The 20,042-nt window shown below is 62.4% G+C and carries 21 protein-coding genes; 7 read left to right on the top strand and 14 right to left on the bottom strand.

From position 1 onward, the window contains the following. Positions 1-33: 33 nt before the first annotated feature. Positions 34-435 (top strand): winged helix-turn-helix transcriptional regulator, encoded by a 402-nt coding sequence (locus AC3EMP_RS29395; protein WP_023669944.1) that lies wholly within the window; start codon positions 34-36, stop codon positions 433-435. Between the two features lie 108 nt (positions 436-543). Here the strand turns inward: AC3EMP_RS29395 and AC3EMP_RS29390 are convergent, their stop codons facing one another. Continuing rightward, a complete protein-coding gene (locus AC3EMP_RS29390; RefSeq protein WP_023669945.1) occupies positions 544-921 on the bottom strand; it encodes a flagellar export protein FliJ in 378 nt (125 codons plus the stop codon). A 449-nt stretch (positions 922-1,370) separates the two neighbouring features. On the opposite strand from AC3EMP_RS29390, the gene ctrA reads away from it, so the two are divergent. Next, a complete protein-coding gene (gene ctrA / locus AC3EMP_RS29385) occupies positions 1,371-2,066 on the top strand; it encodes a response regulator transcription factor CtrA (protein WP_006203583.1) in 696 nt (231 codons plus the stop codon). An 85-nt stretch (positions 2,067-2,151) separates the two neighbouring features. Here the strand turns inward: ctrA and AC3EMP_RS29380 are convergent, their stop codons facing one another. After that, positions 2,152-2,520: a response regulator transcription factor gene (locus AC3EMP_RS29380; protein ID WP_023669946.1), complete on the bottom strand. Its 369-nt coding sequence runs from the start codon at positions 2,518-2,520 to the stop codon at positions 2,152-2,154. Positions 2,521-2,763: 243 nt separating this feature from the next. Next, entirely contained in the window at positions 2,764-3,393 is a 630-nt protein-coding gene (gene chpT, locus AC3EMP_RS29375; protein WP_023669947.1) for a histidine phosphotransferase ChpT, read from the bottom strand. Between the two features lie 390 nt (positions 3,394-3,783). Between chpT and AC3EMP_RS29370 the strand changes: the two genes are divergently transcribed. After that, complete coding sequence (locus AC3EMP_RS29370) at positions 3,784-4,320, top strand: DUF1134 domain-containing protein (protein ID WP_245259859.1); 537 nt, start codon at positions 3,784-3,786, stop codon at positions 4,318-4,320. A gap of 148 nt (positions 4,321-4,468) precedes the next feature. Then, positions 4,469-5,629: a coiled-coil domain-containing protein gene (locus AC3EMP_RS29365; RefSeq protein ID WP_023686196.1), complete on the top strand. Its 1,161-nt coding sequence runs from the start codon at positions 4,469-4,471 to the stop codon at positions 5,627-5,629. A 3-nt stretch (positions 5,630-5,632) separates the two neighbouring features. Here AC3EMP_RS29365 and AC3EMP_RS29360 read toward each other — a convergent pair whose 3' ends face one another. The 6 genes from AC3EMP_RS29360 to AC3EMP_RS29335 all read right to left on the bottom strand — a co-directional run bounded on the left by AC3EMP_RS29360 (position 5,633) and on the right by AC3EMP_RS29335 (position 10,407). Further along, positions 5,633-6,460: a TrmH family RNA methyltransferase gene (locus AC3EMP_RS29360; RefSeq protein WP_023686195.1), complete on the bottom strand. Its 828-nt coding sequence runs from the start codon at positions 6,458-6,460 to the stop codon at positions 5,633-5,635. Between the two features lie 71 nt (positions 6,461-6,531). Then, positions 6,532-6,870, bottom strand: a complete 339-nt coding sequence (locus AC3EMP_RS29355; RefSeq protein WP_023669951.1) for an ArsR/SmtB family transcription factor — start codon at positions 6,868-6,870, stop codon at positions 6,532-6,534. Positions 6,871-7,023: 153 nt separating this feature from the next. Then, positions 7,024-7,794: a HugZ family pyridoxamine 5'-phosphate oxidase gene (locus AC3EMP_RS29350; RefSeq protein WP_023686194.1), complete on the bottom strand. Its 771-nt coding sequence runs from the start codon at positions 7,792-7,794 to the stop codon at positions 7,024-7,026. Between the two features lie 35 nt (positions 7,795-7,829). Beyond that, complete coding sequence (locus AC3EMP_RS29345; protein WP_352594722.1) at positions 7,830-8,996, bottom strand: CaiB/BaiF CoA transferase family protein; 1,167 nt, start codon at positions 8,994-8,996, stop codon at positions 7,830-7,832. A gap of 6 nt (positions 8,997-9,002) precedes the next feature. Next, the gene (locus AC3EMP_RS29340; protein WP_352594723.1) at positions 9,003-9,764 is read right to left on the bottom strand and encodes a 3-hydroxyacyl-CoA dehydrogenase; all 762 of its coding nucleotides are present in this window, start codon (positions 9,762-9,764) and stop codon (positions 9,003-9,005) included. A gap of 106 nt (positions 9,765-9,870) precedes the next feature. Beyond that, entirely contained in the window at positions 9,871-10,407 is a 537-nt protein-coding gene (locus AC3EMP_RS29335) for a GNAT family N-acetyltransferase (protein ID WP_023686191.1), read from the bottom strand. A gap of 271 nt (positions 10,408-10,678) precedes the next feature. Between AC3EMP_RS29335 and AC3EMP_RS29330 the strand changes: the two genes are divergently transcribed. Further along, positions 10,679-11,665: a glutathione S-transferase family protein gene (locus tag AC3EMP_RS29330; RefSeq protein WP_352594725.1), complete on the top strand. Its 987-nt coding sequence runs from the start codon at positions 10,679-10,681 to the stop codon at positions 11,663-11,665. A 16-nt stretch (positions 11,666-11,681) separates the two neighbouring features. Here AC3EMP_RS29330 and AC3EMP_RS29325 read toward each other — a convergent pair whose 3' ends face one another. Then, positions 11,682-12,182: an NUDIX domain-containing protein gene (locus AC3EMP_RS29325; protein ID WP_031197573.1), complete on the bottom strand. Its 501-nt coding sequence runs from the start codon at positions 12,180-12,182 to the stop codon at positions 11,682-11,684. A gap of 71 nt (positions 12,183-12,253) precedes the next feature. On the opposite strand from AC3EMP_RS29325, the gene AC3EMP_RS29320 reads away from it, so the two are divergent. Beyond that, positions 12,254-13,180 (top strand): metallophosphoesterase family protein, encoded by a 927-nt coding sequence (locus AC3EMP_RS29320; protein ID WP_023744260.1) that lies wholly within the window; start codon positions 12,254-12,256, stop codon positions 13,178-13,180. Here the strand turns inward: AC3EMP_RS29320 and AC3EMP_RS29315 are convergent, their stop codons facing one another. The 4 genes from AC3EMP_RS29315 to leuA form a co-directional block, all read right to left on the bottom strand. After that, a complete protein-coding gene (locus tag AC3EMP_RS29315) occupies positions 13,181-13,798 on the bottom strand; it encodes a hypothetical protein (RefSeq protein ID WP_488494705.1) in 618 nt (205 codons plus the stop codon). It lies immediately after the preceding gene. A gap of 84 nt (positions 13,799-13,882) precedes the next feature. Further along, positions 13,883-14,686 carry an alpha/beta fold hydrolase gene (locus AC3EMP_RS29310; protein ID WP_023686188.1) on the bottom strand — a complete coding sequence of 268 codons (804 nt, stop codon included), beginning with the start codon at positions 14,684-14,686 and terminating at the stop codon, positions 13,883-13,885. Positions 14,687-14,789: 103 nt separating this feature from the next. Continuing rightward, positions 14,790-16,559 carry a tetratricopeptide repeat protein gene (locus AC3EMP_RS29305; protein ID WP_488494704.1) on the bottom strand — a complete coding sequence of 590 codons (1,770 nt, stop codon included), beginning with the start codon at positions 16,557-16,559 and terminating at the stop codon, positions 14,790-14,792. A gap of 154 nt (positions 16,560-16,713) precedes the next feature. Next, positions 16,714-18,390: a 2-isopropylmalate synthase gene (gene leuA / locus AC3EMP_RS29300; protein WP_023669962.1), complete on the bottom strand. Its 1,677-nt coding sequence runs from the start codon at positions 18,388-18,390 to the stop codon at positions 16,714-16,716. A 482-nt stretch (positions 18,391-18,872) separates the two neighbouring features. Between leuA and AC3EMP_RS29295 the strand changes: the two genes are divergently transcribed. Beyond that, positions 18,873-20,039, top strand: coding sequence for an ATP-grasp domain-containing protein (locus tag AC3EMP_RS29295; RefSeq protein ID WP_023695839.1), 1,167 nt, complete (start codon positions 18,873-18,875; stop codon positions 20,037-20,039). Positions 20,040-20,042: the final 3 nt, after the last annotated feature.

The following is a 20,042-nucleotide window of genomic DNA, read 5'->3' as shown; positions in this document are numbered from 1 at the left end:
CCAGTATGTACCTTTTTCATATATAGGCACTTTATGGATAGTGATAATGATTGCGGCTCCGGCTATGACGCCTTCCAGCGGACGTGTCCTTCGCACGCCGTGCTCGAGATGCTGGCCAGCAAATGGGTCTATCTGACGGTTTGTGCGCTGCGCCGTGGCCGGATGCGCAACGGCGAACTGGCGCGCAAGCTCGAAGGCATCACGCCTAAAATGCTGACGCAGACGCTGCGCGTCCTCGAGCGCGACGGGCTTGTGCGGCGCGAAATCTTTCCGGTGATCCCGCCGCGGGTCGAATATGAATTGACCGAACTTGGCCAGAACCTGGCGGGGCTGCTCACCCAGATACGGTCCTGGTCGGAAGAGCATGTGCCTGACATCAAGCAAGCGCGGGCGAGGGCGGCGGCGAACCAGGACGGGGATTTGACACGGGCCTGAAGCTGCGGCCGCCTTGCGGCCAGGTCAGCAGCGCCGGAGCCTTTTGGCGCGCTACACGCAAAGCAAAGCGCGGCGTCAGGGGGCGCCGGTCGGGTTAAAACCCTGCCGTCAGCCGATCATGGCGCTGCGACCGCCGAGTTCCGCGTCGCGGATCTTGGTGTCGCGCGATTCCAGCATCTCGGCCTTGGAAAGCTCCGCTTCAGCTTCGCCGAGTAATGATTCGGCAGCGCTTCGCTGCTGGGCGAGGTCGCTTTGAGAGTTTCTGAGGTTATCACGGCGCAGACGCGCCGCCTTGGCGAAGGTCGGATAGGCAAAATGATTGATGTCGGTGATCCCGGCCTTCTTCTCCTCGGCGGTGATCTGAAGCTCCAGTTCAACGGCCATGCGCTCGAACTCGGCGATCATCATGTCGAGCTGCAGCAGCTGCCGCCGCTTCTCATTCACCTGAAATTGCTTCAGCCGAACGAGGTTTTCACGTGACTTCATGATTCGGTACTCCCGGAAACGCACACCTGCACATATCGTCCAATCCGCCCGCCAGGGCCTGGCGCCGCCCGTATCCACCGGCATTCCCCGAACTATGGGAAACAAATCCCTAAAGTTTTTTGCCGGCGGTAACCATTCGTTTACGCGCATTGTTAATCATAAGGGCGAGGACTTAAGGCCGGGTAAAAATTCCGGCTCCCGATGCGGAAGCCGGCCAGCGAGTCCCTTGAGTCACTTAGTCCGACTTATTAATGTGTAGCATTAGCGATTTGGTTCTGTGATTCATTATTAGATTCAAGAGGGTGTAGAAAGCGGTTAAAAAATCTGGTACCGTCCTTGGTGCGGAATTAGGTTTTGTTAACCATTCGATGGCAGCCTCTGTTCAGGCAATCACTGCTCCGGTCCCGGATGGGTCGTGACATGGTCCGGCGGCAGAAAAGGGGAATGAAATGCGCGTTCTGCTGATAGAAGACGACAGTGCAACCGCTCAGAGCATCGAGCTGATGCTCAAATCTGAAAGTTTTAATGTTTACACGACCGACCTCGGCGAAGAAGGTGTCGATCTCGGTAAACTTTATGATTACGATATCATTCTTCTCGACCTCAACCTTCCCGATATGTCCGGCTACGAAGTCTTGCGGACACTTCGCCTGTCCAAGGTGAAGACGCCGATCCTGATCCTGTCCGGCATGGCCGGTATAGAGGACAAGGTGCGCGGCCTGGGCTTCGGCGCCGACGACTATATGACCAAGCCGTTCCACAAGGACGAGCTGGTCGCCCGCATTCATGCCATCGTGCGCCGTTCCAAGGGCCATGCCCAGTCGGTCATCACCACCGGCGACCTAGTGGTCAATCTCGACGCCAAGACCGTCGAAGTCGGCGGCCAGCGCGTGCATCTGACCGGCAAGGAATACCAGATGCTGGAGTTGCTCTCGCTGCGCAAGGGCACCACGCTGACGAAGGAAATGTTCCTCAACCACCTTTATGGCGGCATGGACGAACCGGAACTGAAGATCATCGACGTCTTCATTTGCAAGCTGCGCAAGAAGCTCGACGCAGCATCCGGTGGCCAGAACTACATCGAGACGGTCTGGGGTCGCGGCTATGTGCTGCGCGAGCCGGAAGACATCCGCGTCAGCGCCTGAGCGAACACCATCCGATTGAACCAATGCAAAAAACCCGGCTCAGGCCGGGTTTTTTGCTGTCCTTTTTGGCCGAAAACGAGCCGAATCAGGCGGCAACCTTCAAGGTACGAAAACGTTCGAGCAGTTGCGGCCGGTTGAACGGCTTCAACAGATAACCCTGGGCGCCGGCGCGCTTTGCCTTCATGATCGAGGCAACGTCGACCTCGACCAGTGAGATCAGAATCTGTGGTTTGATCGTGCTCTCCATGGCGCGAACCTGGCGAATGACGTCGACCGCTTGCATGTCCGGCAGGGCGCCGTCGACGACAATCACATCAGGCATCTCGGCAGCGCACATCTCGACAGCATCAAGTCCAGTTGCCGCTTCGATCACCACCATGTCGGAGCCGCCAAGAATCCGTTTTGCAACTTTTCTGATGACGCTCGAATCGTCGACAAACATGCAGCGCTTCATTTCCGGGTCCTCTTTGCCATGGGGCGAACCGGCGGCATCCGGGTATCGGGATGCACACTAGGCCGATCTGGTAAAGAAGCAGAAAAGCCGTTAGGTAAAGTTTTTACAAACATGTCGTTTGCAGCCCCATTCTGCAGGGGCGTTGCCGGCAATGAAACTTGCCTGTTCTGAATTGCCGCAAATATCAGCGGGAAAAGATACTTGATTGTTCTTGATGCTCGGCGTCCTGCCGAACGGCTTCGCTCAAGCCGCGGACAGCACGATCTCTTCGGCGGTCGCGTGAATCGAGATCGTCATGTTGGCCTCACGCGCCAGCAGCAGCGTGTAGTAGGGCTGGACGGTATGGGCGTCGATAGGCTCCTCGGGCTTGTTGCCGGAATGGAGCTCGAGGAATTTCGGCGGCACGCGCAGCATCGGGCCGCTTGCGGCAAGCGCAAAGCGCGGCTCGGTGTCGAGGTTTTCCAGCGTGACCACCAATCTGCCACCGCGCGGGATGGCGGCATTGGCGACGAGCAGCAAATTGAGCAGCAGCTTGACCTTGTTCTTGGGCAGCAGGGCGCGAACCCCGTTCCAGATCAATTCCGGCTTCTCGTTCTTCAGGAAGGCGATGGCGACGGACTCGGCATCGCCGGTGTCGATCATCATGCCCGCCGAACCGGCGGCGCCGAAGGCGATGCGGGCGAATTGCAGGCGGGCCGAAGCGTTTCTGGCGCTCTGCCGGATCAGTTTCATGGCGTCTTCGTCGGCGCCGCCCTCGTCCAGGAGTTCAAGGCCGTTGTTGATGGCGCCGACCGGCGAAATGATGTCGTGGCAGACTCGGCTGCACAACAAGGCTGCGAGATCGGGTGCGGAGAGAGAGAAAAGCTCAGCCATCGGCGAAAAATCCCTGCTAAAATTCACATCCTGGTGGCCGCGCGGCCGACAGCCACGCTCACCACCCGAATCACGCTCTCTCCCCCCAGGCATTCTGAATACACAGCGCCCGAGCGTGCAGCAACAATCCACAATTCTTGTGAGAAAAACGGCACTTTGCACAGGATGGGCGCCCGCGCAGACCGTCAGAAACAGCCTTCGAACCGCCATGTTCATGTGGGAGGTTAATGGTTGAAAAAGGATTACGGCATAGTTTGCCCGTAACAGTCATCCTTAACGGCCGCCTAAAGAGCCGGACGGGGTGCGAGGCGTCGGCGAAAGTGCTCCCTGACGGAGATTGGAAGCATGGTTTCCCGATTCTACGACCGGACGTTTGTCCGCGTCTTCTTCATGGCGATTGCCCTCATGGGCGCTCTCGCTTTCTCAACCTCTGCGTCGCGGGCACAGGAATACACCGCTCAGGAGATCGTCGATTCCGGTCACAAGTTCTTCGGCGCGACGTCGGGCGGTCTCGCCACCGTCGTCGAGAAGATTTTTGCCTCCTACGGCCTGCCCAATGGCTATCTGCTCGGCGAAGAGGGATCCGGCGCGCTGATTGGCGGCCTGACCTATGGCGAAGGTACGCTCTACACCAAGAATGCCGGCGACCATAAGGTGTTCTGGCAAGGGCCTTCGCTCGGTTGGGATTTCGGCGGCGAGGGATCGCGGGTGATGATGCTCGTCTATAACCTCGACGACGTCAGCAATCTCTACAATCGGTTCGGCGGCGTTGCCGGTTCGGCCTATGTCGTGGCCGGCGTCGGCTTCAACGTGCTGCAGAACAACAGGGTGCTGCTGGTGCCGATCCGCACCGGCGTCGGCGCGCGGCTTGGCGTCAATCTCGGCTATCTGAAGCTGACGCAGAGGCCGACCTGGAATCCTTTCTGAGCGATTCCGACCACACTTCGACCCGATCAACAGATTCTGACCCGGTGCAGCTGCGGCAAACCCTTGCCGCAGCGCTGGATTTGCGTCATTGGCAAAGTCCAGACTTGGCGGTTGCCGGATAGCGGCCCGCCCGTAACGGGTAGTCACCTTGGTTCAGTCGATCCTGTTCTTCGCCCTCGGCTTTCTGTGCGCAGGCTTTCTGGCGCTGCTGGTCGCGCCGGCCATCTGGCGGCGGGCGGTCGCGCTGACACGCAAGCGTGTCGAGGCGTCGGTGCCGCGAACGCTGGCCGAGATCCAGGCCGACAAGGACAGCTTGCGGGCCGAGTTCGCCATGACGACGCGCCGGCTCGAAATCAGCATCAAGACGCTGCGTGAGCAGGCGAATGAGCAACTCGTCGAAATCAATCGCGGCCGCGAGGCGCTGAAGGGCCTGGCGGTCGAGCGCAAGGACAAGAAGCAGGCGCTTTCGGAGCTCGGGGAAAAAAACGAATTGCTGCTGCATCGCGAGCAGCAGATACAACAGCTGTCGGACAGGCTTGCACAAACAGAGCGCATGATGGAAAAGCGCGCGCTCGAGCTGGAAAAGCTCGAACATATGTACGACGACGCGTCCTTCTCCTCCAGCAATCGTCAGATCGAACTGGTGGCTCGCGAATCCGAGCTGGAAAAACTTGCCAACGACATTTCAGTGCTGCGCGGCCAGCGGAAGGAGGCCGACAAGCGCCATCAGGAAGTCGTCGCCGAAGGCAAGGCCACGCGCGATGCCTTGAAGGCCGAAAAGAAAAGAACCGCCGACCTCGACAGAAAGCTCGAGCGCCTGCTCGCCACGCTTGCCGATCGCGAGGACAAGCTCGATCGCCGCGAAAAGGAACTGGCCCGGCTTCGCGAGCGGGTGAAGGGCGAGGCTACAGGAGGCGCCGCGGCTGCTGGCCTGGTTGGTGCGCAAGACAGTGCCCGCGCCAGGAACGAGGACATGGACAAGACGCTCGCCAAGCTCGAAGGCGACCGAGAGCGGCTCGAAGCCAGGCTGACGACGCTGGCCCGCGAAAACAAGCGGATGAAGGCGGAGCTTGGCGGTTCTGGATCCGCGAAGCCCGGGAATGGCCCCGGCAATGGCAATGATGCCGGTTCTGCCTTGCGCGAACAGATGAACAATCTGGCGGCTGAGGTCGTCCATTTGACGGCCAAGCTCGAAGGACCTGATTCACCGATCGCCAAGGCGCTGGCGGCGCCGCAGGAAACGCGGTCGGGAACCACCAGCCTCGCCGATCGCGTGCGGGCGTTGCAGAAGGCAGATTTGCCGAGCTGAGTTTCAAGCCCCGGCTTGGAATTGCCTGACTACGCCTATCAGGGCGAAATGGTGCAGCGCAATGGCTGACGCGGCAGCAACATTCAGGCTGTCGAACCCTTCCGACATCGCGATCCGCACCGTCCGCAGGCGGGCAAGCAGGCTCTCCGGGAGGCCCTCGCCTTCGGTGCCGAGATAGAGGGCCAGTCGTTTCGGTCGCGCGGCATCGCGAATGTCAGCCTCACCACGCGGCGACAAAGCGACCTGGCCGAAGCCCAACTCGCCGAGCTTCGCGATGAAAGCTTCAGTGTCGCCGAAGGACGCAAAGGGCACCTTCAACGCGGCGCCGACGGAGACGCGGATCGCCTTGCGATACAGTGGGTCGCAACAGGTGGCGTCGACGAAGACGGCATCGGCGCCGAAGGCGGCGGCATTGCGGAAGATCGATCCGATATTGTCATGGTTGGCGATGCCGATGAGAACGACGATCAACGCTTCGGCAGGCAAGGTGTCGAGCAAGGCCTCGGCGGGCTGTGGCGTGCCCTTGCTGCCGATCGCCAATATACCGCGATGCATGTGGAAGCCGGCGATCCTGTCCATGACGGCGCTTGCCGCAACGTAGACCGGCAGGTCGGCAGGGGCCTTGCGCAGGATGTCGTCGAGCCCGGCCAGCCGGTTTTCGAGGACCAGGACCGACTCCGCAGCAAAGCGTCCGGCTGACAGCAGGACGTCCAGCACCACCTTGCCTTCGGCAACGAACCGGCCATGGCGGCCGGTGAGATCGCGCTCGCGGATGTCGAGATAGGCGGCGACCCGCGGATCGCGCGCGTCGTCGATCTGGATCGGATCCATCAATACCTCGGCCGGCGAAAAATCGTCAGCGAGGTAAGGAGCGATCGGAGCCGCAGGTCAAGCCCTGCAGGTCAAGTCCCGGCGCGGCGCAGACGCGTTGCCATTTGGGACAAGTCGCCTATCCCGAAAATGCCGTCCAGCATGCGCAACAGTTCGCGCACGGCTTCGGACTTGCAGGAATAGTAGATCATCTGCCGGTCGCGGCGGGTCTCGACAAGATCGAGCGCCCTGAGCTTGGCCAGATGTTGCGACAAAGCGGACTGGCTGAGCATCACCTTTTCGGCGATGGCGCCGACCGACATTTCACCGTCGGCCAGATAGCTCATGATCAAGAGCCGCTTTTCGTTGCCCATAAGGGTCAGAAATGTCGCCGCCGATTCGGCATTGGCGATTAGTTTGGTCGAGACCATCGATGCCCCATGTTTTCCTGCTCATCCAAACGCTATGGGGGCAAATAGCGTTGGCTGCTATAATTCAGCTATGGATCACGCTGCTGATTCAGCGTCGCCTGAATCGTAGATCATTTCGCCCAAATCTCAAGACGTGCTTTTGATTCATGACGATTATCCTTGCGTAGCTGGCGCACGACCGGCTTTGGCCATGTCGACCAGAACCGGCCGCAGGTCGCGCGCGGTCTTCAATGGCTGTGGAAAATAGACCCTGCAAACGGTGTCGCCCGATGCCAGGTCGATGCCATCGGCATCGAAGCCGGTCATGGTCCAACCATCACCTTCAACCCTGGCGAAATGATGGGCATAGACGGCGATGGCGTCGAGATGGTCGGCATTCATGTGGTCGAGAGCGGATTGTTCGCTGGCGGCCAGCTCGTCGACGATCAACCCCTCGGTGATGAGATCGGCACGGTCGAGCAGGTAGGCCTTACCGTAGCCGCCATTCAGGCTGGCGCGCTCCGGCTCGAGGCGAAAGATCGAGAAATCGCCGAGCCCGGCATAGAGCTTTGCCTTGGGATTGCGGTTGAGATAGCGCCGCTCGGCGCGGGCATGCGCGCTCGACCCGCGTTCCAGCGGCTGCGCCCGGCAGACCAGCGTTATCCTGGGATGCGCCAGCGGATCGCCCTTGCCGGGTTCGCCGACAAGCAGCGAGCAGCGCGGCTCGGCAAGGATGGCGCCGGTATGGGCTGACAGCGCCGAGACAAGGATCAGAGGCGTGCCATCGATGTCGGTGGCGACTCCGACCCTGGAGGCCAGCGGTGCGCCGGTCGAAGGCTCGATCACCGCGAGGGCGCCGAAACGGGCGCTGCGGATCAGCGTTGCGGCCAGCCTGATCGCCTCGGCGTCCGTCGCGCGAATGACGTCCTTCTTCGGCTGGTCCAAAATGCCCACCAGGTAAGTTGATTTTCTAAATCCAGTTATTGGCCAATCATGCCGGCTTTGACAAGCGCTTTGATCTCGGCTGTCGAAAAGCCGAAGCGCGCCAGCACAGTCTGGGGCAGCTGATCGTCATCTTCAGACATGCCGGCAAGCGCCGGCTGCGAGGCCGAGAAGCGTGGCGCGGGCGCGGGGCGCTCGAGCGCACCGGCCTTCACAAATGCGTGACGCGCCCGGTTGTGCGGATGATCCCTGGCTTCGGCCAGCGACAGAACCGGCGCCACGCAGGCATCGCTTGCGGCAAACAGCGCGTCCCAGTCGTCGCGTGTCTTCTGCCGGAACCGGTCGGCAATGGCCGCGCGCATGTCCGGCCACAACGCCTTGTCGTATTGGCCGCGGACAAAATCCTCGCCGAGCGGCAGCAGTCTTGCGAATGCGGCGAAGAAGCGCGGCTCAAGGCAGCCGACCGCAACGTGGCGTGCGTCCGCCGTCTCATAGGTGTCGTAGAAGGGCGCACCGGAATCGAGCAGGTTGGCGCCGCGCCGGTCGCTCCACAGACCTGCCGACATGAAGGCGTGTATGGGGGCCACCAGCATCGAAGCGCCCTCGACCATCGCCGCGTCGATCACCTGGCCTTTGCCGGAGCGCGAGCGCTCGAACAGCGCTGCAAGCACCCCGGCGATCAGCATCATGGCGCCGCCGCCATTGTCGGCGATCAGATTCAGCGGCGGCACCGGCCGGCCTTCCTCCCGGCCTATGGCATGCAACACACCGGAATAGGCGAGGTAGGTGATGTCGTGGCCGGCGCGACCTGCGAGCGGCCCGTCCTGGCCGAAGCCGGTCATGCGGCCGTAAATCAGCGCCGGATTGCGCGCCAATGCAGCATCCGGGCCGAGACCAAGCCGCTCCATCACACCGGGGCGAAAGCCTTCGACAAACAGATCGGCCTTTTCGGCAAGGCGCAGCAGCAGTTCCGTTCCTTTGGCCTGCTTGAGGTCGACGCGCAGGATGGAGCGGCCGTGACGGTCGAGATTGTACGCATCGGAGAGCGGCAGCAGGGGTTGGTCCGAACCGGTGCGCTCGATGCGCAGCACCTCGGCCCCCATCTCCGACAGCATCAGCCCGGCCAGAGGCACCGGGCCGAGCCCAGCCATCTCGATGACTTTCAGGCCGGCCAGCGGACCGGTCTTCACTGCGCCGGCCGTCATGGCCGTCTATTTCGGCGCCATGCGGATTGCCCCATCGAGGCGGATGGTTTCGCCGTTCAGCATCTGGTTTTCGACGATATGCAGGGCGAGCGCGGCATATTCGGACGGCTCGCCGAGGCGGGACGGGAAGGGCACGGCCGCGCCGAGCGAATCCTGCACCTCCTGCGGCATGCCGGCCATCATTGGCGTCTTGAAGATGCCGGGCGCGATGGTGCAGACGCGAATGCCGGAGCGCGCCAGGTCGCGGGCAACCGGCAGCGTCATGCCGACGACGCCGCCCTTGGATGCGGCATAGGCGGCCTGGCCGATCTGGCCATCATAAGCGGCCACCGACGCGGTGTTGACGATGACGCCGCGCTCGCCGCCCTGCAGCGGTTCGAGTTGGGCGGCACGGTCGGCGACGAGGCGGATCATGTTGAAGGTGCCGATCAAATTGATCTCGATCACCTTGCGGTACTGGTCGAGCGGATGTGGACCATCCTTGCCGATCGTCTTCACGCCGATGGCAATGCCCGCGCAATTGACCAGGATGCGCGCTGGCCCAAGTCTCTTTTCCACCTCGGCGAGCGCGGCCGCACCGCTGCCGGCGCTGCTCACATCGCACTGGATGGCGGCGCCGCCAATGTCGCCAGCCACCTTCGATGCCCGGTCGATGCCGATATCGAAAATGGCGACGCGCGCGCCCTTGTCGGCCAGCGCGCGGGCGGTTGCCTCGCCGAGGCCAGAGCCGCCGCCGGTTACGATCGCAATCTGGCCGTTCGGGTTCATGCTGCATGCTCCGTGCTGTTCCGGGTCATGCTACGGAGGTCGCCGCCATGGTGCAACCTGACCAATGGGGATCCATCGCGACCGCTGCCGCGACCGATCCTGGAGCTCAGGCCATCACTGGTGCCTGCTCCGCGATCCTGGCAAGGCTGGCATGGCCGACCTCGCCGGAGAGCCGCGCCACGGCACCGGGCACGATCTCGTGCGACAGCAGCCGGTCGAGGTCGACCGGGCGCGGCATGGAGATCTGGCCGCGGGGGATCTTTCTGAAGCCGAGCGGGCCGTAATAAGGCTCGTCGCCGACAAGGATCACCGCCGGCGCGCCGGCCTTGGCGGCCGCCTCCAGCGCGATCGCCACGAGCCGGCGGCCGATACCGAGATTCTTGAAGGCGGGCCGCACGGCAAGCGGCCCGAGCATCAGCGCGCGTCCGGCGCCGGCGGCGATGCGGGTCATGCGCACCGAAGCAACGACGATGTCGCCATCCATGGCGACAAAGGATAGCGAGCGCTCGTGGCCGCCGGTCTCGCGAATCTTGTAGGCGGCCAGCACGAAACGGCCGGGGCCAAAGGCTTCGTCGTTGATGGCTTCGATTTCGGGATCATGCGCCGGAGTTTCCGGCAGGTATTTCACGTCGGCAAGGCTCATGGTCTTCGCGGTCCGATAAAGAGGAAAGGTTGCTGCAAGCGGCAGCGTTCGCCAGTCAGCGCTTTCTAAGCGCGGGCGCCCTTTCGTCGTCGGTCAAACCGGATCAAGCCAAGATCGAACATGCGGAGTGTCCGCTAGCATCAATTTCCGGCGGCTGCAATCGGCTGTTTTCATCCGGCGTTTCATACGAGTGACGCTCTGTTCAGCAGATGACGGCTTCGGCATTGCCGCCTTGCGACTACATTGGCCAAGGCACGCAAGGAGATTTCGTATGGGATTGCTGGTCGAAGGCAAATGGCAGGACCGTCCGGCCAATGTCGATAGCAGCGGCAGGTTCATCCGCGCCGAGACGCAGTGGCGTGACCGGATCACGCGCGACGGCGCGCCGGCGCAAGGTCGTTCGCGCGGCTTCAAGGCCGAGCCCGGACGCTACCATCTTTATGTCTCGCTCGCCTGTCCGTGGGCGCACCGCACGGTGATCTTTCGCGCGCTGAAGAAGCTAGAAGACATCATCCCGGTTTCAGTCGTGCATCATTTCCTCGGTACTGAGGGCTGGACGTTTTTGGCCGAGGATGGCGCCACCGGCGACACGCTCTACGGCCTCGACTTCCTGCACCAAATCTACACCAAGGCCGATCCAGCCTATTCGGGCCGGGTTTCGGTGCCGGTGCTGTGGGACAAGAAGGAAGAGACCATCGTCTCCAACGAATCCGCCGAAATCATCCGCATGCTCAATTCGGCCTTCGACGAGTGGGGCGATGCCGCTCTCGATTTCTATCCGCCAGGCCTGCGCGGCGAGATTGACAAGGTCAATGCGCTGGTCTTTCCCGCCGTCAACAACGGCGTCTACCGCGCCAGCTTTGCCACCACGCAAGCGGCCTATGAAGAGGCGTTCGGCGAGCTGTTCGCGGCGCTCGACACGCTGGAGGGCCGACTGTCAAAACAGCGCTATCTCACTGGCGAGCATATCACCGAGGCCGACTGGCGGCTGTTCACCACGCTGGTGCGTTTCGACCCGGTCTATGTCGGCCATTTCAAATGCAATCTGCGCCGCATCGCCGACTATCCGAACCTTTCGAACTATCTGCGCGACCTCTACCAGGTGCCTGGTATCGCCGGCACGGTGAACCTGCACCACATCAAAATGCACTATTACGGCAGCCACGAGAGCATCAACCCGACGCGCATCGTGCCGGTCGGGCCTGGGCTCGACTATGGCGCGCCGCACGACCGGGCGCGGTTCAGGCAGGCGGCGTGAGCATCGGATTGACAGCCTACCAGTACGGCGATACCGGCTGGCCTTCAAAAACCTCGGCAAGCCGCCGCAGCGTCGCCGGCGTCGTGCCATGCGGCAAGCGGTCGAGCGGAAAGAAGCCTGCTTCGGCGATCTCGTGGTCCGGCAGTTTCGGCGCGGTCTGGTTGAAGGTTTCGATGAGATAGAGGCCGACATGGTCGCGGCGGCTGGAGCGGCGGTTGAAATGCATCGACTTCAGCACCGGCGGGGCGGTGAGCGCGATATTGCCTTCCTCGGCCAGTTCCCGCGCCAGCGCTTCGCCAAGCGTTTCGCCGACCTCGACGCCGCCGCCCGGCAATTGCCAGCCGGGGACATAGGTGTGGCGGATGAGGAAGACGGTGTTCGAGGCGCGATCGTGGATCAGGCCGCGCACGCCCAGCGTCATCGGCCGCCGCAGCAGGAAATAGAGATGGAACAGCCTTGCCCTGAGGCCTGCCCAGCCGGTCTGGCGAAACGCCTGCTCCGGGTCCGATATAGCCATGACTAGCGAAACCGTGGATGGGCAGGAAACAGTGAGTGGAAAGCGGGGAGCGCGTCGCCTATGAAGGAAGGATGTTCAGGCTCGCGCATATTTCCGATGTCCATCTGGGGCCGCTTCCCGGTGTAACCTATCGCGAACTCGCGTCCAAGCGCGTCGTCGGCTACGTCAACTGGCAGCGCAACCGCCGCCGCCATATGCACGATGCCGTCATCGACACCATCGTCGCCGACATGAAGGCGAGCACACCCGACCACCTCACCGTTACCGGCGATCTGGTCAATCTGGCGCTCGACGGCGAGATCGAGATGGCCAAGCACTGGCTTGAGACGCTGGGTTCGCCGGAGGATGTCTCGGTGGTGCCGGGCAACCACGACGCCTATGTGCCGGGCGCCTTCGACAAGGTCTGCCGCTCCTGGGCGGCGTGGATGAGCGGCGACGGCGTGACTGCGCCGATCGACCGCAACGCTTTTCCCTATCTGCGCGTACGCGGCAATGTCGCGCTGATCGGCGTTTCGACGGCGCGCGCCACGGCGCCGTTCATGGCCAACGGCTTCTTCCTCGAAGGTCAGGCGCAAAGGCTGGCGACAGTGCTCGACGCAACGAACAAACGCGGCCTGTTGCGGGTGATCATGATCCATCATCCGCCGGTGCGCGGCGCCGTCGCCCAGCAAAAGCGCCTGTTCGGCATCTCCCGCTTCCACAAGACCCTTCATAGGCATGGCGCCGAACTCGTGCTGCACGGCCATTCGCATCTGCCGTCGCTGTTCTTCATCGGCGGGCGCGGCGCCAGGATTCCGGTCGTCGGCGTCGCCGCCGCCGGGCAGTCGCCAGGCAGCAAGAACCCGGCGGCACAGTACAATCTGCTCGATATTGACGGGGAGAAGGGCAATTGGCTGATTCGCCTGACGCGGCGCGGCCTGACCGGGCCGGCCTTGCCGCCATCGGACCTGCAGGTCATTGAACTCGGCGCGCAGACACCGAGGCCTCCAGATCGTTGATCAGAAGCTGATCTTCATCGCCATCAGGCGATCCCAAAACAGGGCGGCCGCCACCGCCAGGCCAACAAGCGCGCCGGCGGCGACCAAGCCGAGACCGGAAAGGAACGTCGACCAGCCCTTGCGGGGCACGGCTGCTTGCAAGGGCGGCTCAGCTTCCGGCACGGCGGCGCGTTTCAGGTCGGCGACGGCCGGCTCGACACCGCCCTCCATCATGCGCTGGCGCTCGACGATACGCTCCGCCACATAGCGCGTGACCTGATCGGCGACCGGTTTCATATCGGTCAATTCGGCGAGCACGACGCGGCCGATGCGGGTATCCCTGAGAAAGCGGTAGGTGCGGCGGTCGCGCCCCATGGCGACATGGCTGACGGCGTCGATCCACAGGCGGGGCTGCAGGCCGGAGGAGACGACGAAGTCGAAATTGTCCATGTCGGCGGGCACGTCGGCAAAGGCCGGGGCGAGCTCGGCCGCGAGCAGATCAAGCCGCATCCGGTGCGCCTCGCGCATGTCGACCACGACATCGTCGCGATCGGCGAAGGCATTTTTCACATCGCGAACGGCGTCGGACAGTTTGCGGGAGGTGTCGATGGGGGTGATGTTTTCGCCAGTGTCCTTCATCGGCGTCGCCTCGCTGATATGGTTAATTGCGAGTTAACACAGGCGGCGGCAAAATGCACTGGCGAGATGCGGGGCGCAAGTAAGTTAGCTCGCCGCGGCCTCGAATGTCGGACGCAGGCGCCTGCCGCGGCGTGCCATGTTTCGGCGCACGGCCTGGGCGACCACATCAGGCACTTCCTCGACCAGCATATGGCCGGCATCGAGCACGTGATGAATATGAAAATGCGCCGGCAGACAATCAGCCTGGGTAAAGGGCAGCACCGGATCGTCCGTTCCCCAAACCACCATCACCGGCATGTCGAGGGTGTCCAGCTGTTCGCGGGGTATGACCCCCTGCCGCTCGTTCCTGGTCATGACGGCCGATATCTCAATCAGCTTGCGCAACTGGCCGGGGCGACGGCGTAGGTCCGCCAGGACGCCAACGATGCGTTCGGGCGGCGGGCTTCGCGGTCCCGACATGGCGGCAAGGCAGGCGCGGATTTCCCGTCTGTCGGCGGCCGCGGCGTAGCGGCGCAACAGCGGTCCGTTGATCTCGGGGCCAACACCGCCCGGCGCCAGAAGCGTCAGCGAGCCTATCCTTTCAGGCTCGGCAAGCGCCATCAGGGAGGCGACCGCGCCGCCCATCGAATGACCGGCGACATGCACCCTTGCTATCCCGCGTGCGGCGATATCGGCGAGAACCGCTCGCGCCGCTGTTTTGGCCGGGCCGCTGCCAGGAAATTCGAGAGACAGTCCGTGTCCCGGAAGATCGTAGGCCAAGGTCCTGACATCGGGCCCTAGCGACGCGGTCACCTCGCGCCAGATATCATGGCAACCACCGAAGCCATGCAGCAGGACGACCGTCTTCGGCCCGGCGCCCCGCTCGGCAACATAGAGGGATGAGACCATGAAAATGTGGGATTATTGCAAGACTGGAGAGGAAATTCGAATCGAGGCTGGATTGCTCCCAGTCCAGACCGATGGCCAGTAAAGTTTTCGCGATCCGGAAAGACTAGCTGGCGTTGCCGAGGCCCGCGGCGCGCAGCGCCTCAACCAGCCGGTCGGTCAGATCGGCGGGATATTTGCGCTCAGCGAAGGCCGCGCGCGGATCGGCGGCGAATTTCGGGAATTTGGTGGTCAGCTCATCCAGAAGCTTGGCTGCCAGCTGTTCGCGGCCGGCAGCCTTGGCGCCGATCAGCCGCGCCGCCAGATAATGCGATTTCATCGCCGTCGTGCGCAGCAACTCGCTGGCTATCGCGGCCTTGTTCATGTCGCCCAGCATGAATTGCCCGGCGAAAAGCCCAAAATCCCACCATGTCGGATGGCCGCTGAACGTCTCGACGGCATGGGTCAGGATGGGTGTTCCCTCGGCATATTTGCCGGCAAAGATCAGGCCATAGCCGTAAGCGGCAGCCATGCCGAGGTCGTAGGGGTTGAGCTCATAGGCCTTGCGCATCCAGCGGATCGATTCCTCGGTGTTGCCGAGGCGCGAATTGAGGTAGCCATAGGCGCGGTGCGCATAGGGGCTGGTCGGTCCCATCTGGATGGCGCGATGGGCGAAGGACATTGCTTGTTCGACCGTCGCGCCAGGCGGATAGGCGTAATGATCGGTGGCGGCCTCAAGGGTCAGGGAGGCCAGTTCCGAATAGACCAACGACGATTTCGCACCCTGGCCGGCGAGGTTGTCCAGGCAGCGATAGGCGGCCTCGTGCGTCCTGGTGCTCTGGTCGAGATAGTATCTGTCGTTGAGGATCAGGCAGCTCGTCAGCCCGGTCTGAATGCCGTTCTGTTCGATGTAGCTGTAGAGCGGGCCGGAGGCGGGAACGGTCGAGCTGAGGATGGCGGCGATACGATCCTCGACGGTGCCAGGTGCGCTGTCGGCGGCCGTCAGACTGCGGGACAAAAGCACGCGGCCGGTCGCCACGCTCTGCAGTTCGAGCGTCACGTCACCTGCCATTGGTCCCGGCAGGACATCGAAAACGAAGCTGGTCGGGTCGGTGCTCGGATCGCGCTTGCTGTCGGCGTCGCGGCCGATGAAGTCGATCGTGTCGAAACCGGCAAGGCCGGCGCGCAGCGAAGCGGCGACGCGGCCGGCCTCGGGGCCGGTGGCCTTCACCGCGATGTAGACGAGGGGCAGGGCCTCCATCGACGGCGATGCGATGCTGCTCGTTACGCCCGCGGTCTCGACCACCGCGGTAGGATCGCTGCTGGCAAGCAATGCGCCGCTGCCCTGGCGCAGGATGAGCACGCCCAGCATGAGAATGACCAGCGTCATGGCGACCCAGAAGAACTGGAGATGGCGCGCCAGCGAAGGCCCAGGTTCTGTAACCCCCGAAGCTGTCGCGGCAGCGGGAACGGCGTCAAGAGCCGCCTGGTCGGGCGATCCGGGCAAGGCGGCTACCGCCGCCGCAAGCGGCTCCTGCCCAACCGGCAGGCGTATGGCGTTGAGCTCATAGGACGGCACGTAGCCGCCGCGCGGAATGGCAATGCGAACCGGTTCGGCTATGCCTTCATTGGCGAAATAATGCTGGAGAAGTTCGCGCAGCCGGCCTGCCTGCACCCGGACAACGGCGTCGGTCGACGAATCGAAATCGCCGTCCTTGCCGAAGACGTCCATGGCGATGGAGAAACCCTTGAGCCTGTCGGCTTCGCCGGCCTGCTCGCGCTCAACAAGATAGCGCAGCAACTTGCGCGCGCGCTCGGAACGTCCGAACGTTTCGCTGGCGAGCAGTCGCTCCAGTGTCTCGCGCACTGCGGGGGCGGCAGGCGTGGCATGCTGCAAGTGTCGATCCTCTCGAAGTCGGCACAGGTTGAGGCGCAATCATATAGAGCCTGCACTTCCATACAAGCATGCTTATGTTATGCGATCGCGTAACACACCGGATAGTTGCCGGTGGTTGACACAAAAGACCGGACATTCGGCGCCCGGGAAAATATCAGCCGGCCTTGCGGCCGATTATCCGGTTGGCGGCCGAAACAACGGCTTCCAGCGAGGCGGCGACGATGTTGGTGTTGATGCCGGCGCCGAACAGCTTGCCGCCGGGATATTCCATCTCGACATAGGAAATCGCCGAGGCGTTCGAGCCGCGCTGGAGCGAATGTTCGGAATAATCAAGCACCGACATGTCGACGCCAACATGACGCGACAGCGCATCGACGAAGCCGTCGATCGGGCCGGTGCCGGAGCCGGCGATGGTCGTCTCCTTGCCGTTGTCGAGGATCACCGCCTCGACCACGCGCCGGCCCTTTTTCTCGGTATCGGGATAGGTGTGATGGTCGAGGAACTTCAGTCGTGCGCCGGGCTGGTCGACATAGGTTTCGATAAAGCGGTCATGGATGCGTTTTGCCGGCACTTCCTTGCCTTCGGCGTCGGTGATCGCCTGGATCTCCTGGCTGAACTCGATCTGCAGGTTGCGCGGCAGATTGAGGCCGTAATCGGCCTGCAGTACATAGGCGATGCCGCCTTTGCCTGACTGTGAGTTGATGCGGATGATCGCCTCGTAGCTGCGCCCGACATCGGCCGGATCGATCGGCAGATAGGGCACTTCCCAGACCGGCGTGTTGGCCTTCTTCAAGGCCTTCATGCCCTTGTTGATGGCGTCCTGGTGCGAGCCGGAAAAGGCGGTGTAGACCAGTTCACCGACATAAGGATGGCGTTCGGATATCTTCAGCTGGTTGGAATATTCGTAGACGTCCTTCATCCGGTTGATGTCCGAGCAATCCAGATGGGGATCGACGCCTTGCGTGTACATGTTGAGCGCCAGCGTCACGATGTCGACATTGCCGGTGCGCTCGCCATTGCCGAACAGCGTGCCTTCGACGCGGTCCGCACCCGCCATCAGGCCGAGCTCGGTGGTGGCGATGCCGGTGCCGCGGTCATTGTGGGGATGCAGCGAGATCAACAAGTTTTCACGGTTGTCGAGGTTACGGCACATCCACTCGATACGGTCGGCGTAGATGTTGGGCGTCGACATCTCGACCGTCGAGGGCAGGTTGATGATCAGCTTGTTGTCGGGCGTCGGCCTGACGATCTCGGTGACGGCGTTGCAGATCTCCAGCGCCACGTCGAGTTCGGTGCCGGTAAAGCTCTCCGGCGAATATTCGAAGCGATAACCGCCGCCGGCCTTGGCCGCCATGTCGGTGATCATCTTGGCCGCGTCGGTGGCGATGCGCTTGATACCGCCGACATCCTTCTCGAAGACGACGCGACGCTGCAACTCGCTGGTCGAATTGTAGAAATGCACGATCGGGTTGGTGGCGCCCTTCAGAGATTCGAAGGTGCGGGTGATGAGTTCGGGACGGCACTGCACCAGCACCTGTAGCGAAACATCAGCCGGCACATTGCCTTCCTCGATGCACCAGCGGGCGAAATCGAAATCGGTCTGCGAGGCCGAGGGGAAACCTATCTCAATCTCCTTGAAACCCATGTCGAGCAGCAGGGCGAACATGCGCGCCTTGCGCTCATGACCCATCGGATCGATCAGCGCCTGGTTGCCGTCGCGCAAATCGACCGAGCACCAGACCGGTGCCTTGTCGATGACCTTGTTGGGCCAGGTGCGGTCGGTGAGACCGACCGTCGGGTAGGGCTGGTATTTTCGGGCCGCGCCCGGCATGTGGCCGGCCGCGCGTTTTACGCTTTCGGCTTCGCCGGCGCGGATGTCTTCTCGTGCGTTCATCGTCTTGTTCTCCCGGCGGCTCGCGGATCGGTCTTCGGACGGATTCCAGGGCGAGCAGCGCCTTATCAGATTTTCGTTCGCTTGATGTGAATTGCCAATTTCTGAACTGGCCAAGGAGCGTGCGCGTAAGCGGCGGTTCGACCGCCGGGCGCTCCTTCAGCGAACCCGGCGATCGCCGATAAGGCCGAGAAGAAGCAGGGTCGATGCCAGCGCGCGCACGGTCTCGCCGGCAAAGCCGGTCGGACGGGAAGCGACGGAGGAGACGCGCGTGTTCATGGCGGGGTTCATACAGGAGCCGCCATGGACAGGCAAGTGGGCTGCCATTCCACCACTCGCGAGCACTCTTCCCCATGCGCGGCAAATGCGCCAGACTTGCGTGTAGCCGGGGCCGCAATGCTTCGCCGTCGGAGGGGTCATCCGTGAATTTTGTTTTCTTCTCGCCGCATTTTCCCGCCAACGGCGCCGATTTCTGCGACCGGCTGAAAAAGGCCGGCGCTACGGTGCTGGGCATTGGCGATGCGCCTTATGAGGCGCTGGACGGCAAGCTGAAGGCGGCCCTGTCGGAATATTACCGCATCGCCGACATGGAGGACTACGATCCGGTGTTCCGGGCGATGGGTCATTTCATCCACAAATGGGGCCGGATCGAGCGCTTCGAGTCCCTCAACGAGCATTGGCTGGAGCTGGAGGCCAATATCCGCACCGACTTCAACATCTACGGCACCAAGCTCGATTTCGTGAAGAATTTGAAGCGCAAGAGCCGCATGCGTGCATTCTTCCGCAAGAGCGGCGTCGACACCATCGCCCAGCGCAAATGCTCCGACCGGGCCGGCGCCATGACCTTTATCCGCCGCGTCGGCTATCCCGTGGTGGTGAAGCCCGATTCCGGGTCCGGCGCCTCGAACACCTTCAAGATTTCCAACGCCAGGGAGCTTGACCAGTTTTTCAGAGACAAGCCCGAGGACGTGACCTTCGTCATGGAGCAGTTCATCGAGGGGCTGGTGGTGACCTTCGATGGGCTGGTCAACCGTGACGGCGAGGTGGTGCTGGCGGCCAGCCACCGCTACGACCAGAGCATCATGGAAGTGGTCAACAAGGATCGCCACATGAGCTACACCTGCTTTCCCAAGGTCCGACCGGCGATCGAAGAGGCCGGCCGCAAAATCCTCAAGGCGTTCGACGTGCGCGAGCGCTTCTTCCACATCGAGCTGTTCGAAACCAAGGACGACCGCGTCATCGCGCTTGAGGTCAACATGCGGCCGCCCGGCGCCTGGATGACCGATGCGATCAACTACACGTTCGACATCGACGTCTACGCGGCCTGGGCGGACATGGTGGTGAAGGATGCCACCGGTGGTCCTTATGAGGGCAAGTATTTCACCGCTTATGCCAGCCGCAAGCAGCACCTCCACTATTTGCACAGCCATGAGGACGTGCTAGCCGCGCATCGCGACAAGATCGTCCATCATCAGCCGATAGAAAAGGTTTTCAGCCGCGCCATGGGAAATTACGCCTACCAGATGCGCTCGAAGGACGAAGCAGCACTGCGCGCGGCTGTCGCCTACATCCACGCGGAAAAGGCTTAGACG

The sequence above is a fragment of the Mesorhizobium sp. P160219 genome (assembly GCF_057786095.1).
The sequence above is the reverse complement of the archived record's forward strand: the minus strand, read 5'-3'. Positions and strand labels throughout refer to the sequence as shown.

Bases quoted from the DNA above. Each gene is read 5' to 3' on its own strand.
- AC3EMP_RS29395 (WP_023669944.1), top strand. From the start codon at position 34: ATGGATAGTGATAATGATTGCGGCTCCGGCTATGACGCCTTCCAGCGG.
- AC3EMP_RS29390 (WP_023669945.1), bottom strand. From the start codon at position 921: ATGAAGTCACGTGAAAACCTCGTTCGGCTGAAGCAATTTCAGGTGAAT.
- ctrA (WP_006203583.1), top strand. From the start codon at position 1,371: ATGCGCGTTCTGCTGATAGAAGACGACAGTGCAACCGCTCAGAGCATC.
- AC3EMP_RS29380 (WP_023669946.1), bottom strand. From the start codon at position 2,520: ATGAAGCGCTGCATGTTTGTCGACGATTCGAGCGTCATCAGAAAAGTT.
- chpT (WP_023669947.1), bottom strand. From the start codon at position 3,393: ATGGCTGAGCTTTTCTCTCTCTCCGCACCCGATCTCGCAGCCTTGTTG.
- AC3EMP_RS29370 (WP_245259859.1), top strand. From the start codon at position 3,784: ATGGCGATTGCCCTCATGGGCGCTCTCGCTTTCTCAACCTCTGCGTCG.
- AC3EMP_RS29360 (WP_023686195.1), bottom strand. From the start codon at position 6,460: ATGGATCCGATCCAGATCGACGACGCGCGCGATCCGCGGGTCGCCGCC.
- AC3EMP_RS29355 (WP_023669951.1), bottom strand. From the start codon at position 6,870: ATGGTCTCGACCAAACTAATCGCCAATGCCGAATCGGCGGCGACATTT.
- AC3EMP_RS29345 (WP_352594722.1), bottom strand. From the start codon at position 8,996: ATGACGGCCGGCGCAGTGAAGACCGGTCCGCTGGCCGGCCTGAAAGTC.
- AC3EMP_RS29340 (WP_352594723.1), bottom strand. From the start codon at position 9,764: ATGAACCCGAACGGCCAGATTGCGATCGTAACCGGCGGCGGCTCTGGC.
- AC3EMP_RS29335 (WP_023686191.1), bottom strand. From the start codon at position 10,407: ATGAGCCTTGCCGACGTGAAATACCTGCCGGAAACTCCGGCGCATGAT.
- AC3EMP_RS29330 (WP_352594725.1), top strand. From the start codon at position 10,679: ATGGGATTGCTGGTCGAAGGCAAATGGCAGGACCGTCCGGCCAATGTC.
- AC3EMP_RS29325 (WP_031197573.1), bottom strand. From the start codon at position 12,182: ATGGCTATATCGGACCCGGAGCAGGCGTTTCGCCAGACCGGCTGGGCA.
- AC3EMP_RS29320 (WP_023744260.1), top strand. From the start codon at position 12,254: ATGTTCAGGCTCGCGCATATTTCCGATGTCCATCTGGGGCCGCTTCCC.
- AC3EMP_RS29315 (WP_488494705.1), bottom strand. From the start codon at position 13,798: ATGAAGGACACTGGCGAAAACATCACCCCCATCGACACCTCCCGCAAA.
- AC3EMP_RS29310 (WP_023686188.1), bottom strand. From the start codon at position 14,686: ATGGTCTCATCCCTCTATGTTGCCGAGCGGGGCGCCGGGCCGAAGACG.
- leuA (WP_023669962.1), bottom strand. From the start codon at position 18,390: ATGCCGGGCGCGGCCCGAAAATACCAGCCCTACCCGACGGTCGGTCTC.